Origin of the sequence: Nocardia sp. NBC_01388 (assembly GCF_045040085.1) — a bacterium.
Lineage (GTDB): Bacteria > Actinomycetota > Actinomycetes > Mycobacteriales > Mycobacteriaceae > Nocardia.
On record NZ_CP109553.1, the window covers coordinates 2,210,854 to 2,223,336 of the forward strand.

At 65.8% G+C, this 12,483-nt stretch carries 14 protein-coding genes; 8 read left to right on the forward strand and 6 right to left on the reverse strand.

Going from position 1 to position 12,483, the window contains the following annotated elements:
- Nucleotides 1-14: 14 nt before the first annotated feature.
- From nuoL to nuoN, 3 genes are read left to right on the forward strand one after another with little or no spacing between them, the layout of a single operon-like run.
- Nucleotides 15-1,886, forward strand: a complete 1,872-nt coding sequence (nuoL, locus tag OG716_RS10345) for an NADH-quinone oxidoreductase subunit L (protein WP_405139627.1) — start codon at nt 15-17, stop codon at nt 1,884-1,886.
- On the forward strand, nt 1,883-3,499 hold the full coding sequence (locus tag OG716_RS10350) for an NADH-quinone oxidoreductase subunit M (RefSeq protein ID WP_405137408.1): 1,617 nt from the start codon (nt 1,883-1,885) through the stop codon (nt 3,497-3,499). Before nuoL ends, OG716_RS10350 begins: the two co-directional genes overlap by 4 nt.
- Complete coding sequence (nuoN, locus tag OG716_RS10355) at nt 3,496-5,112, forward strand: NADH-quinone oxidoreductase subunit NuoN (protein ID WP_405137409.1); 1,617 nt, start codon at nt 3,496-3,498, stop codon at nt 5,110-5,112. Before OG716_RS10350 ends, nuoN begins: the two co-directional genes overlap by 4 nt.
- A gap of 54 nt (nt 5,113-5,166) precedes the next feature.
- Here nuoN and OG716_RS10360 read toward each other — a convergent pair whose 3' ends face one another.
- Nucleotides 5,167-5,322, reverse strand: a complete 156-nt coding sequence (locus OG716_RS10360) for an alpha/beta fold hydrolase (protein WP_405137410.1) — start codon at nt 5,320-5,322, stop codon at nt 5,167-5,169.
- A gap of 166 nt (nt 5,323-5,488) precedes the next feature.
- On the reverse strand, nt 5,489-5,866 hold the full coding sequence (locus OG716_RS10365) for a MerR family transcriptional regulator (protein WP_405137411.1): 378 nt from the start codon (nt 5,864-5,866) through the stop codon (nt 5,489-5,491).
- Between the two features lie 59 nt (nt 5,867-5,925).
- Here OG716_RS10365 and OG716_RS10370 point away from each other — a divergent pair, with 59 nt between their 5' ends.
- Nucleotides 5,926-7,035 carry an alkene reductase gene (locus OG716_RS10370; protein ID WP_405137412.1) on the forward strand — a complete coding sequence of 370 codons (1,110 nt, stop codon included), beginning with the start codon at nt 5,926-5,928 and terminating at the stop codon, nt 7,033-7,035.
- Nucleotides 7,036-7,281: 246 nt separating this feature from the next.
- Here the strand turns inward: OG716_RS10370 and OG716_RS10375 are convergent, their stop codons facing one another.
- Nucleotides 7,282-7,464 (reverse strand): hypothetical protein, encoded by a 183-nt coding sequence (locus OG716_RS10375; protein WP_405137413.1) that lies wholly within the window; start codon nt 7,462-7,464, stop codon nt 7,282-7,284.
- Between the two features lie 96 nt (nt 7,465-7,560).
- On the opposite strand from OG716_RS10375, the gene OG716_RS10380 reads away from it, so the two are divergent.
- The 3 genes from OG716_RS10380 (at nt 7,561) to OG716_RS10390 (ending at nt 9,183) form a co-directional block, all read left to right on the forward strand.
- The gene (locus tag OG716_RS10380) at nt 7,561-7,689 is read left to right on the forward strand and encodes a hypothetical protein (protein WP_405137414.1); all 129 of its coding nucleotides are present in this window, start codon (nt 7,561-7,563) and stop codon (nt 7,687-7,689) included.
- A gap of 235 nt (nt 7,690-7,924) precedes the next feature.
- Nucleotides 7,925-8,761: an SMP-30/gluconolactonase/LRE family protein gene (locus tag OG716_RS10385; protein WP_405137415.1), complete on the forward strand. Its 837-nt coding sequence runs from the start codon at nt 7,925-7,927 to the stop codon at nt 8,759-8,761.
- A 101-nt stretch (nt 8,762-8,862) separates the two neighbouring features.
- On the forward strand, nt 8,863-9,183 hold the full coding sequence (locus tag OG716_RS10390; protein WP_405137416.1) for a hypothetical protein: 321 nt from the start codon (nt 8,863-8,865) through the stop codon (nt 9,181-9,183).
- 59 nt (nt 9,184-9,242) lie between these two features.
- Here OG716_RS10390 and OG716_RS10395 read toward each other — a convergent pair whose 3' ends face one another.
- On the reverse strand, nt 9,243-10,070 hold the full coding sequence (locus tag OG716_RS10395) for an alpha/beta fold hydrolase (protein WP_405137417.1): 828 nt from the start codon (nt 10,068-10,070) through the stop codon (nt 9,243-9,245).
- A 26-nt stretch (nt 10,071-10,096) separates the two neighbouring features.
- Nucleotides 10,097-11,023 carry a helix-turn-helix transcriptional regulator gene (locus OG716_RS10400; RefSeq protein ID WP_405137418.1) on the reverse strand — a complete coding sequence of 309 codons (927 nt, stop codon included), beginning with the start codon at nt 11,021-11,023 and terminating at the stop codon, nt 10,097-10,099.
- Between the two features lie 119 nt (nt 11,024-11,142).
- On the opposite strand from OG716_RS10400, the gene OG716_RS10405 reads away from it, so the two are divergent.
- Nucleotides 11,143-11,544: a heme-binding protein gene (locus OG716_RS10405; RefSeq protein WP_405137419.1), complete on the forward strand. Its 402-nt coding sequence runs from the start codon at nt 11,143-11,145 to the stop codon at nt 11,542-11,544.
- Between the two features lie 10 nt (nt 11,545-11,554).
- Here OG716_RS10405 and OG716_RS10410 read toward each other — a convergent pair whose 3' ends face one another.
- A complete protein-coding gene (locus tag OG716_RS10410; protein WP_405137420.1) occupies nt 11,555-12,457 on the reverse strand; it encodes an SGNH/GDSL hydrolase family protein in 903 nt (300 codons plus the stop codon).
- Between the last annotated feature and the right edge of the window lie 26 nt (nt 12,458-12,483).

Consider the following 12,483-nt stretch of genomic DNA (forward strand, 5'->3'; position numbering starts at 1 on the left):
CAACCGCACAGATGATGCTGTGGCTGCTGCCGGCGCTGCCCCTCGGCGGCGCCGTATTCCTGCTGATGCTGGGACGGGTCAGCGATAGCTGGGGACACTGGGTCGGCACCGCGCTGGCGCTCGGATCCTTCGGTGTCGCGATCTGGGCCTTCTCGGAGATGCTCGATCGCTCCAATCCCACTCGCGCCGTGCACTACAACCTGTTCAGCTGGGTGCCGGTCACCGGGTTCAAGGTGGATGCCGCACTGCAATTGGATCAGTTGTCGATGTGCTTCGCGCTGCTGATCACCGGTGTCGGATCGCTGATCCACATCTATTCGATCGGGTACATGGCCCACGATGAGGGACGGCGGCGGTTCTTCGCCTACCTGAATCTGTTCCTGGCGGCCATGCTGGTTCTGGTGCTCGCGGACAACTTCCTGGTGCTGTACCTCGGCTGGGAAGGCGTCGGTCTGGCGTCGTATCTGCTGATCGGGTTCTGGTACCACAAGCCTTCCGCCGCAACGGCTGCCAAGAAGGCGTTCGTGGTCAACCGGGTCGGCGATATGGGTCTGGCGATCGCGCTCATGATCATGTTCGCGACCTTCGGCAGCATCGACTTCCGGACGGTCTTCGGGGCGGCGCATCAGGCGAGCAGCGGAACACTCACTGCCATCGGCCTGCTGCTGCTGCTCGGTGCGTGCGGTAAGTCGGCTCAGGTGCCGCTGCAGGCCTGGCTCGGGGACGCGATGGAGGGCCCGACTCCGGTGTCGGCGCTCATCCACGCGGCCACCATGGTCACCGCCGGTGTGTATCTGATCGCGCGCTCGAATCCGATCTTCGATCTGGCTCCGGGCGCGCAGGCCGCGGTCATGGCGGTCGGCGCGGTCACGCTGCTCTACGGCGCGATCATCGGCTGCGCCAAGGACGACATCAAGAAGGCCCTGGCGGCCTCGACCATGAGTCAGATCGGCTACATGATTCTGGCTGCGGGCCTCGGGCCGGTCGGATATGCCGCGGCCATCATGCATTTGCTGACCCACGGATTCTTCAAGGCCGGGCTGTTCCTCGGTGCGGGGTCGGTCATGCACGCCATGGACGACGAAACCGATATGCGGCGGTACGGCGGATTGCGCAAGCTGCTGCCGATCACCTACGTCACCTTCGGGCTCGGCTATCTCGCCATCCTCGGAGTGCCGCCCTTCGCGGGGTTCTGGTCCAAGGACCGGATTATCGAAGCAGCCTTCGCGCACGGCGGATTCGGCGGCATCATCACCGGACTCGCGGCACTGGCCGGTGCTGGTATCACCGCGTTCTACATGACCCGCGTCATGCTGCTCACCTTCTTCGGTGAGAAGCGCTGGAAGGAAGGGGTACATCCGCACGAATCCCCCGCCTCCATGACCGGTCCGATGATCCTGCTGGCCATCGGCTCCGTCACCTCCGGCGCACTGCTGGCCTACGGTTCCTCGCTGCAGAATTGGCTGGCGCCGGTGGTCGGCGCGCATCACGGTGAGCCGATCATCCCGGTGTGGGCCATCACCTTCTTCGCCCTGGCCGTGGTGGCCGCGGGCGCATGGGTGGCCTACGACCAGTACGCGGCGCATCCGATTCCCGAAATCGCCCCGGAGGGAACGGCTCTCACCCAGGCGGCCCGCCGCGATCTCTACGGCGACGCGTTCAACGAGGGCGCGTTCATGCGGCCCGGTCAGCATCTGACCCGCTCGCTGGTCTTCGTCGACAATCGCGGCATCGACGGTCTGGTCAATACCACCGCCGCCATGATCGGCGGGCTGTCGGGCCGAGTTCGGCGGCTGCAGACCGGTTTTGTGCGCTCGTACGCTCTGTCCATGTTCACCGGCGCGGCACTGGTGGCCGCCGCCCTGCTGGCGGTGAGGTTGTTTTGAGTGACTTTCCCTGGCTGACAATGCTGTGGGCGGTGCCCATGGTGGGGGCCGCGCTGGTGCTGTTCTTCCCGGCCGCCTGGCGCAGCGGGGCGCGAATCTTCGCGCTGCTGGTGTCGCTGGGCACGCTCGGGATCGCGATCTGGCTGGCCACGCAGTTCAAAACCGGTGGGGCGCAGTATCAATTCGTCGAATCGCGGGAGTGGATTCCGGCCTTCGGGGCCGGATACACGCTCGGCATCGACGGCATCGCGCTGGTGCTGATCCTGCTCACCGCAGGTTTGGCGCCGCTGCTCATTCTCGCCGGCTGGCAGGACGAGCGCGAGGTCGGCAACGGTCCGCGCGTGGCGCACTACTACGTGGCGCTCATGCTCGTGGTGGAAGCCATGGTGCTGATCTCCTTCACCGCCTTGGACATTCTGCTGTTCTACGTCTTCTTCGAGGTCATGCTCATCCCGATGTACTTCCTCATCGGCGGGTTCGGGCCGCGTGTGGGAGATCCGGGCATGCGGGCCCAGCGGTCGCGGGCGGCGGTGAAGTTCCTGCTGTACAACCTGTTCGGCGGGCTCATCATGCTGGCGGCGGTCATCGGGCTGTATGTGCTGACCGCGCGGGAGAAGCTCGGCTTGCACGGGGCCGGGACGTTCGATTTCCGGGTCGTGATGCATGCCGCCAACTCCGGGCAGCTGGGCGCGACGCCCGCGGTGCTCAACGCGCTGTTCCTCGGATTCATGTTCGCCTTCGCGGTGAAAGCTCCGCTGTGGCCGTTGCACACCTGGTTGCCGGATGCGGCCGTGGCCGCCACACCGGCCAGTGCGGTGCTCATGATGGCGGTGGTCGACAAGGTCGGGACCTTCGGCATGCTGCGCTACTGCCTGCTGCTGTTCCCCTCCGCCACAGCGACTTACGCGCCGTTCATCAGTGTGCTCGCGGTGATCGGCATCATCTACGGGGCGCTACTTGCCATCGGGCAGACCGATGTCATGAGGCTGATCGCCTACACCTCGATCTCGCACTTCGGCTTCATCATTCTCGGGATCTTCGCGCTCACCACGCAGGGCGGCACCGGGGCGACGCTGTACATGGTCAATCACGGCATCTCCACCGCGGCGCTGTTCCTGATTGCCGGATTCCTCGTGTCGCGCAGGGGAAGTCGGCTCATTGCCGCGTACGGCGGGGTGCAGAAGGTCGCGCCGATTCTGGCGGGCACCTTCTTCATCTCCGGTCTGGCGACGCTCTCGATGCCCGGGCTCGCACCTTTCATCAGCGAATTCCTGGTGCTGATCGGCACATTCACGCGGTACCCGGTAGCGGCGATCTTCGCGGCCAGCGCGCTGGTGCTCGCGGCGCTGTATGTGCTGTGGATGTACCAGCGAATGATGACCGGGCCGGTCAAGGAGGGCAATGAGCGGCTCTACGACCTGCTGCCACGGGAAATGGTGGTCGTGGTCCCGCTCATCGCCGCGCTGCTGTTCCTCGGCGCGTACCCGAAACCTGTTCTGGACCGCATCGATCCGGCGGTGGCCCGCACGCTCGACACCATCGGACAGCACGATCCGGCGCCGGCCGTGAAACCCGAAGCCGCACAGACACCTAGCGGAGGTGCTCACAAGTGAGTGCTACACCCTTGATCCTCGCCACCGTGTCCGTTCCCGCGCCGAGTATCGAATACCGCGATCTCGCGCCGATGCTCATCGTGTTCGGCGTCGCGGTCGCGGGCGTACTGGTGGAGGCGTTCGCGCCCAGGCAATCCCGGTACCTGATTCAACTGATCCTCGGGCTCGGCGGCATGGGTGTCGCGCTCGGCGCGGTGATCGGGCTGCGCGGCACCAATGAGACCGCGGTGGTCGGGGCGGTCGCCATCGACGGGGTGACGCTGTATCTGCAGGGCACCATCCTGGTCGTCTCGATCCTCGGGCTGCTGTTCATTGCCGAGCGCCGGTCCGATCGGCAGCCGGTGCACAAGGAGGGGCCGGGCACCTGGAGTCTCACCGCCTCGCGCGGGGTGGACGCTTTTGCTCCGCAGGCCGCCTCCATGCCGGGCAGTTCCGACGAAATCGCCGCTACGCGAGCAGGAGTCGCCACCACCGAGGTCTTCCCGCTCACGCTCTTCGCGGTGGCCGGACTCATGCTCTTTCCGGCATCCAATGATCTGCTGACAATGTTCGTGGCGCTGGAAGTGCTGTCGCTGCCGCTGTACCTGCTGTGCGGGCTGGCCCGCCGGCAGCGGTTGCTGTCGCAGGAAGCGGCATTGAAGTACTTCCTGCTGGGCGCGTTCTCGTCGGCGTTCTTCCTCTACGGAATGGCATTGCTCTACGGCTACGCCGGGACCGTACGGCTCTCCGGGATCGCCGATGCGGTTGCCCGCGACACCAGCTCCTCGCACACCCTGGCGGTGCTGAGTGTGGGCATGCTGGCCGTCGGGCTGCTCTTCAAGATCGGTGCGGTGCCGTTCCAGTCCTGGGTGCCCGATGTGTACCAGGGCGCGCCTACTCCGATCACCGGATTCATGGCCGCCGCAACCAAAATCGCGGCGGTCGGCGCCATGTTGCGGGTGCTCTACGTGGCGGTCCCCGGGCTGCGCAATGACTGGCGGCCGGTGCTCGCGGCCATCGCCATTGCCACCATGGTGGTCGGCGCGGTCTTCGCCATCACGCAGACGGATATGAAGCGCATGCTCGCGTATTCGTCGGTGGCGCACGCCGGCTTCATTCTCACGGCCCTGGTCGCCGCCAATACGGCGGGCGTCTCCTCCGTGCTGTTCTACCTCGCGGTCTACGGCCTCGGAACCCTCGGCGCCTTCGCCGTGGTCAGCCTGGTCCGCGACGAAAACGGTGACGAGGCAACGTCTCTCTCGGCCTGGGCGGGAATGGGACGCCGCTCTCCCTGGCTGGCGTCCATCTTCTCCCTGTTCCTGCTTTCCTTCGCCGGAATCCCACTGACCAGCGGCTTCATCGCCAAGTTCGCAGTCTTCGAAGCCGCCTCCTCCGGCGAGGCCGCAACCCTGGTCATCGTCGGTGTAATCAGCAGCGCCATCGCCGCCTTCTTCTACATCCGCGTCATCGTCCTGATGTTCTTCACCGACGCCCCGACCACCTCGGCCACCGTCGTCTCCCCCACCCTCACCACCACGGTGGTCGCGCTGACCGCGGCCTCAACCCTCGTCCTCGGCATCTTCCCCCAGCCCCTGCTGGACCTCGCCAAGAACGCGGCCACCTTCGCACACTGATCGGACCGCACGAACAAGGCCCGCCGCGACTTCTTCGCGGCGGGCTTTTTGTTGTCACCGGAAGAAGTTGCGGAGCGCGGCGGCGACGAGTTCCGGCTTCTCGTCATTGAGCGCCGCCATATGACCGACGCCGGGGAGCGTGACGCGGCGGACATCCGGCAGCAGCTTCTCCAGAGTGTCCGAAGCGTCCCGGAGATAGCCGATGCTCATCGATCTGCCGGTACCCAATTCGGGTGCCATCCGGCGCCTGGACTGAATTGATGGTCATCGTCGTCGTGACTGCCGCTTTGCTCATGAACAGAGTCTGCAGAAGGCAACTGTCGTCACACTTGCATTGTGCTGTCGTGCTGGGTCCCGGTAGTAATCGCCGGTCCGGCTACTTCACCGGAGATGCGAATCGCTCGTTCGCGCGGCCGATCACGTCGTCGAGCACTTCGCGGGAACGAAGCAGGTCGCTGATGGTCTGGTCGATGCGATTGCGTTCGGCGCGCAATTCCTCGACCAGCTCGGGCGTAGCGCGCTCGTTCGCGCCGCCGTCGCTGTCGCGCATGCAGGGAAGGATCTCGAAGATCTTCTTACTGTTGAGGCCCGCGGCGAACAACTCCTGAATGTGGATGACCCGGTCGACAGCGCGCTCCGGATAGTCCCGCTGTCCGCCAGGGGTTCGGTCCGCGGGCAGCAGCCCCTGTTCCCCGTAGTACCGCAGCGATCGTTCGCTCACTCCGGTACGCCGGGCCAGTTCACCGATTCGCATACGTCAACCTCGGTCCCGCACTTGCCTCTCACATCAATGTCAGGTTTTATCGTATCGGCATGATCGAGAACGAGAACATCTTCACTGCCTTCCGGCTCGGTGACCTGGAGCTTTCACACCGTCTGGTGATGGCCCCGATGACCCGTAATCGCGCCGAGGACGACGGTGCGCCGTCAGGGCTGATGACCGAGTACTACACCCAACGCGCCGCTGCGGGCCTGATCATTGCCGAGGCCACCACCCCCAGCAGGGTCGGACTGACCTACCCCAACATCCCAGGCCTGTACAACGATGCACACATCGCGGGCTGGCGGACGGTCACCGACTCGGTGCGCGCGGCGGGCGGGCACATGTTCGTGCAACTCCAGCACGGCGGACGGGTCGGCCACCCCGACAACAGTGGGTTGATACCTGTAGCCCCGTCTGCGATTCCACTGCCCGAGGGTATCCATACCCCCTCCGGGCGCCAAGGCGCGGTAACTCCGAAGGAGCTCGACCTGGCCGAGATCGGTTCCACCATCGGCGATTTCGTGACGGCCGCGCGCAATGCCATCGATGCGGGCTTCGAGGGCGTGGAAATCCACAGCGCCAACGGCTATCTGCTGCACCAGTTCCTGGCCTCCAATACCAACCACCGCACCGACGAGTACGGCGGTAGCATCGACAACCGCATCCGGTTCACCCTCGCGGTCGTGGAGGCTGTGGCCACTGCCATCGGACCCGAGCGTGTCGGCGTGCGGCTGTCACCGGGCAACACCACCAACGGTATTGCGGAGAACGACACCGACATTCTCTACCCGGTCCTGGTGGCGGCGCTGGCAGCACGGCCGCTCGCCTACCTCCACCTCGTCTTCGCCGACCCCACCAGCCGGCTGTTCCAGCAGCTCCGCGCACTATGGCCGGGTGTGCTCATCGCCAACCCCCACCTGGGCTGGGGCGTGCCCCTGCCCGAGGACGGCGGGAAGCGGGCAGCCGAATCACTGCTCGCCGCAGGCGCGGATCTCGTCTCACTGGGACGGTCTTTCCTGGCCAATCCGGATTTGATCGACCGCCTGCGCAGCAAAGCCCCACTGAACCTGGTGCGCGATGCCCACCTCATGTACGTCGGCGACGCCGAGGGCTATACCGACTACCCGGTCCTCGGCAAGGGACTCACGGACGCGGCATGACCGAACCGGCATTGCCCGGGCGGTTGGTTTGTACGGGACGAACTGCGCCAGCCTGATTGGACATGAGGAGATCGACCGCGGCCATGCTCCGGTGTGGTCGACCGCCGAGGGCGAGGCGGGCCGGCGATCAGTATCAGCTCGCCCGAGGATGCCCCCTCCTGTCTGGAACCGCCTCTCGGCTGACCCGATCGTGCCCGAACGAGGCGGTCCCACCGGTGGCAGACGGCGGGACCGCCTCGTTCGGTTTCAGCGTGAATAGAGTTGGTCCACAACCCAGTTCGCGGTCTGCGGGCTCGAGCGCAGGGTCGAGTGATCGACCGCCGGGCTGTCCGGGAAGAGATCCTCGTAGAAGTCGTTCGTGACACCGGGCTCGGTAATGAAGGAGCACGTTCCGGCGGGCGTGGCGACCTGGTCGTTCTTGGTTTCCATGACCGAATACTGAACACCCGGCTGAACCAGCGGCCGGGCAGGACGATCACCGGATTCGGGTCCGAGGTGGTGGGACGGCAGTCGATCGGCGGCTCGATGTCGGAACCCGCCTGGATTCCCGATGCGCCCGGGCTGTCCTGTGGCCCCGCGCTCGCCGGGGCGATATGCACCAGCATTCCCGTCGCCACCGCCGATGCCGGCACTCATTTCGATACGACTCCATAATGATCGATTCTCATCCGCCCCAATACCTTTCACGTTCTCCCACGCACCGCCGATCGGCAGACATTCCCTTGCGGCCGACCCCTATCGCTGTCCGGGACGGATCGCGATCCTTGGCGGGCGGCATGTCAGTCTGCGGTGGCATCGGAATACACGCCGAACTGCGCGCGTGTCGAACGATGAGTTTTCGAGGCTGGGACCGTCACCATTACTACCGACCGAGAAAGGACGTCGCGACGTGAATGAGCCCGAGATTCTTATGCGGGGAATCGTGTTCGGTGAGTCTCCGCGCTGGCACGAGGGACAACTCTGGTTCTCCGACTGGGGAGCGAACGAGGTGATCGCGCTCGGCCGGGACGGCGGGCACGAGGTGATCGTGAAGATTCCGTCGTTTCCGATGTGCATCGGCTTTCTGCCGGACGGGCAATTGCTGATCGTGGATTCGGCGCAGCGCCAGTTGCTGCGCCGCGCGGCCGACGGATCGCTGGTTCGGCATGCCGATCTGTCCACGGTGTCGGAGAAGCCGTGGAACGACATTGTGGTCGATGACCGGGGTTATGCCTACGTCAACAGCATCGGATTCAATTTCCCCGCAGAGGAATTCGCGCCGGGGTTCGTTGTCGTGGTCACCGCGGACGGCACCGTTCGGCAGGTCGCCGACAACCTCGCCTTCCCGAACGGGATGGCGATCACGCCGGACGGGCGGACGCTGATCGTCGCGGAATCCTATGCGGAACAGCTGACCGGCTATGACATCGAGCCCGACGGCGGCCTCGGCAACCGCCGGGTCTGGGCGGCAACTCCGGGCGATCACCCGGACGGGATCTGTATCGATGCCGAGAATGCGATCTGGTACGCCGATGTGGGCAATCGGCATTGCGTCCGGGTCGCCGAGGGCGGGGCGGTGCTGGCCACCGTCGAGCTCGACCGGGGTGCGTTCGCCTGCGCGCTCAGCCGGGGTGAAAATCCGTATCTGTATGTGGTGGGCCAGAATTGGGGCGGGCCCGAGGCATCGGAACCGACCGGGCAGGTCGTCGCGTTCCCCGCACCCGCTCCGGGCGCAGGGAAACCCTGATGGGCAATTGCCCCGCACTCCCAGGAGTTTCTCTCGCGAGATGCCGGGCAGTGCCATAGCGTTGATGTAGAACCGAGCCGGATTCGCGGAAGGAGGGGCAGATGCGACAGCAACCGGGGGCGATCGGATACCTGCGCCATGATGTGTCTGCCGCGCATCAGCAGTGGGATATCGCCCAAATACAGCACCTGGCAAAACGTTTGGGCTATGACCTGTGCAAGATGCTGGTGTTCGGACCGGAGACGGACGAGCCGATCGAGCAGCTCTGTGATGCGGTATCGCAGCTCGAGGCCGATGCGGTCATCACGGTCGGCCTCGAACACTTCGACGGCGAAGTTCCCGACCGAATCATCGATCTGGCCGATGTGATCATCGTCAATCCGGAGAACACCTACACCCGCTGGGTCATCCCGCCGAACTGACGGAATGTCCTACGACAGGCGAGCGGATGCGGCCGGATCTCGACCCGGCCGCACGGTCTTCAGTTGTCCCGCAGTACTTCTCGCACCCGCTTGACGAAGGCTTCCGGATCCTCCGCGAAGCCGCCGTGGCCGCCGGGGAACAGCTCCGGCTCGATACCCAGCGCCGCCGCGAGCTTGCGGGAAGTGCGATCGCAGAACTTGTCGGTGGAAGTGTCACCGATGCCGATGATGACGCGGGTGGGCGTCGTACGCAAACCCTCGAGGTCCGGCTCCCAACCGGCAGTGCCGCGGAATTCGTGCTCGTAGAAGAAGGACTCGGAGGCGACGGCCTCGGGATTGCGCGGGTTGGCGAACATCTGCCGCATGACCGGCTCCGGCATGGCCAATCCGGTCATGGCGAAGAACTTGCGCACGCCGGCTTCGGCGTCGACGGAGCTGTACGTAGAGATGACGTCCTCGGCCTCGGCGCGCAATGCGTCACGATCGTCGAGGAGTTCACGCAGCGGCGGCTCGTGCGCGATGAGGGTGGACACCACGCCGGGATGATGCAGGGCCAGCGCGAGACCGGTGATGGCGCCGCCGCTGGAGCCGATCACAATGGCCGGGCCCACATCGAGATCGGTGATCAGCCGTGCCAGATCATCGGCACGCAGTTCGGGGGTGGAGTCCTGATTCGGATCGTTCAGTGTGCTCTTGCCGTGCCCGCGCGGGTCCGGGGTGAGCACCGTGTAGTCGGACGCGAGCAGTTCCGCGGCGGGAACGAACGGCCCCGAATCCATCGGCGCACCCACCAGCGCCAGCAGCGGCCCGCTGCCGCGTACTTCGTAGTAGAGGCGGCCGTCGGGCACGGTCAGATAGCCGGTGGTCACGGGGGTGGTCGAGGTCATGGTTACTCCCAATGGGCAGGCGACGCTTACACCACTCGAGACGGTACGCCCGGACCGGATTCATCGGAACCTGCCAACTCCGCGAGATCGGCGCCGGGCACTTCACCGGCCACAGTCGGCTCGCTGCGACCCGGAGCCACGGCGGACCAGGAACCCAGGATCCGCAACGCCTCGTGACCGGGCGAGCCCGCGGGCGCGGTATAGGTGACCAGAGTCTGGCCGGGTGACGAAAGCACCTGCAGCACTTGCCAATCGATTTCCAGATCGCCGACCACCGGGTGGCGCAGCGTTTTACGGCCACCCGCCATCGTGCGCACGCCGTGTCCGGCCCACCAGCGGCGGAAGTCGATATCGTGGACCGACAGCTCCCCCACCAGTTGCAGCAGGCGCGGATCGCCGGGTGTGCGGGCGGCCGCCATGCGCAGGCGGTCCACGGCTTCCGCGCCGACCTGCTCCCAGTTCTTGAACAGGGTGCGTATACGGGGTTCGAGGAACACCAGGCGGACCAGGGCCCGCTGATGCGCCGGGATCTCGGCGAAGTCGACGAATAGTGCCGCGGCAGCGGCATTCCACGCGAGGATATCGGTGCGCGGGCCCAAGACGAGTGCGGGAGTGGGCAGGGCGTCGAGGAGATCCCGCATGGCGGTGCTCACCTCCGGCTCGGACCGGCCGCGCCGAGTGGGTCGCGCCTGCACGAGCATTCGCAGGTACTCATGTTCCTCGTCGGTCAACCGCAGTGCTCGCGCTATCCCTGCCAAGAGATTGTCCGAGGCCGCCGCTACCCGGCCCTGTTCGAGACGTGTGTAGTGGTCCACGCTCACCGCCGCCAGCAGTGCGACTTCCTCACGCCGCAGCCCTTCGACCCGCCGCGGATTCCCCACCGCGGGCAGCCCGACATCCTCCGGGGACAGGGTCGCGCGTTTTGCCTTGAGGAAATCGCCGAGCTCGCTCACGTCGCCCAGTCTCGCATTTTCCGACCGTCCGGTTCCTGGGGCTGTCATCCCCCGGAACGACCACCCCAGCCACGACACCACCCTGGTTCACAACGCCGCGCACCGCGAATCTCGATGTCATGACGCAATTGACGCTCGATACCGCAGCCCGCCTCGCCGCCGCCGGCCACAAGGCCGCCGAAACCATCAACACTCCCATGAACATCGTGGTGGTCGATGCCGCCGGTCATCTGCTGCATTTCTCTCGCATGGACGATGCGCTGCTCGGCTCTATCGACATCGCCTTGCGAAAAGCCAAGACCGCCATCCTCTTCCGCATGCCGTCCGCTGTTCTCGGCACCCTGTCGCACCCGGACGGTCCGATCTACGGCATCGAAGTGAGCAATGGCGGACTGATCTCGTTCGGTGGTGGACTGCCCGTCACCGATGCGGACGGCCGGGCGATCGGCGCGGTGGGAGTATCGGGCGGCACCGCCGATCAGGACGTGCAGATCGCACAGGCCTGCCTCGCGGCGCTGTAGCGGAACTGCGCTACAGCTCACTCGTCTCGTGGCCGAGAATTGTGGTGATCGCATCCGCGACGGCGGCCATCCCGGCGGCGTTGGGGTGGTACGGAGCGCCCTTGCCCGCCATCGGGTTCGGCAGCTCGAAGCCGGTGACCCAGGGTTGGGGCCCGCACGCGGCGTGCTGGGATTCGTCCGCGGCAGCGCGTACCACTGTCGCACCTGTGGCGTCGGCGGCGTGCTGGGTCGCGTCGAGCAGGCCGGTGTAGGTGGCGCGCAAGGCTGTTGCCTGGTCCGGGGTGAGGGGCACGGCGGCGCAGGTCTCGGCATATGCGTCGAGAACGGGTAGATAGTCGACCAGCATGACGGTCGCGTCCGGGGCCTTCGCACGAACGGTATTGACCACCTCGGTGAGCGAACTTTTCACCCGGTCCAGGTCGGCGGCCGTGGCCTGCACGGCCGTGCCGCTACAGGCATTGGGGCCGAAGTTATTTCGGCAACTCAGTGTTGTCAGCGCCCCGACGTATCCGAGGTCGTTCCCGCCAATGGTGATGGTGACCAGACGTGCGTCTGAGGTGACGGCATCGATCTGCGGTGCGAGGCTACGGCCGGTGACTCCGTGCAGGTGGTTGGTCAGGATATCGGCGCTGGTGGCGCCGCTGCAGGTAGCGTCGACCAGATTCAGATGGAAGCGGTCCGCGACCAGATGCGCGTAGTCGGCCCCGGAACGCAGGCAATCGACGTCGGCAATCGGCTCGAGAGCCGGACCGGCGGCATAGGAGCTGCCCAGCGCGACGTACGTCGTTCCCGCCTCGATCAGGGGCGAATTGCCATGTGCCGTACCGGTCGCGATGCCCGCCGTGGTGCACGCCGCCGCCACCGCGGCGAGCCGACGCAGACTTCGCCGGCTCGCGATCTCGGCTGTGGGCATGACCAACTCCTCGCTCGGCAGACGAT

Excerpts from the sequence above, each read along its gene's own strand:
- OG716_RS10360 (WP_405137410.1), bottom strand. The coding sequence starts at position 5,322 with ATGAGCATCGGCTATCTCCGGGACGCTTCGGACACTCTGGAGAAGCTG.
- OG716_RS10390 (WP_405137416.1), top strand. The coding sequence starts at position 8,863 with ATGCGACAGCAACCGGGGGCGATCGGATACCTGCGCCATGATGTGTCT.
- nuoL (WP_405139627.1), top strand. The coding sequence starts at position 15 with ATGCTGTGGCTGCTGCCGGCGCTGCCCCTCGGCGGCGCCGTATTCCTG.
- OG716_RS10395 (WP_405137417.1), bottom strand. The coding sequence starts at position 10,070 with ATGACCTCGACCACCCCCGTGACCACCGGCTATCTGACCGTGCCCGAC.
- OG716_RS10370 (WP_405137412.1), top strand. The coding sequence starts at position 5,926 with ATGATCGAGAACGAGAACATCTTCACTGCCTTCCGGCTCGGTGACCTG.
- OG716_RS10380 (WP_405137414.1), top strand. The coding sequence starts at position 7,561 with ATGTCGGAACCCGCCTGGATTCCCGATGCGCCCGGGCTGTCCTGTGGC.
- OG716_RS10365 (WP_405137411.1), bottom strand. The coding sequence starts at position 5,866 with ATGCGAATCGGTGAACTGGCCCGGCGTACCGGAGTGAGCGAACGATCG.
- OG716_RS10410 (WP_405137420.1), bottom strand. The coding sequence starts at position 12,457 with ATGCCCACAGCCGAGATCGCGAGCCGGCGAAGTCTGCGTCGGCTCGCC.
- OG716_RS10375 (WP_405137413.1), bottom strand. The coding sequence starts at position 7,464 with ATGGAAACCAAGAACGACCAGGTCGCCACGCCCGCCGGAACGTGCTCC.
- OG716_RS10405 (WP_405137419.1), top strand. The coding sequence starts at position 11,143 with ATGACGCAATTGACGCTCGATACCGCAGCCCGCCTCGCCGCCGCCGGC.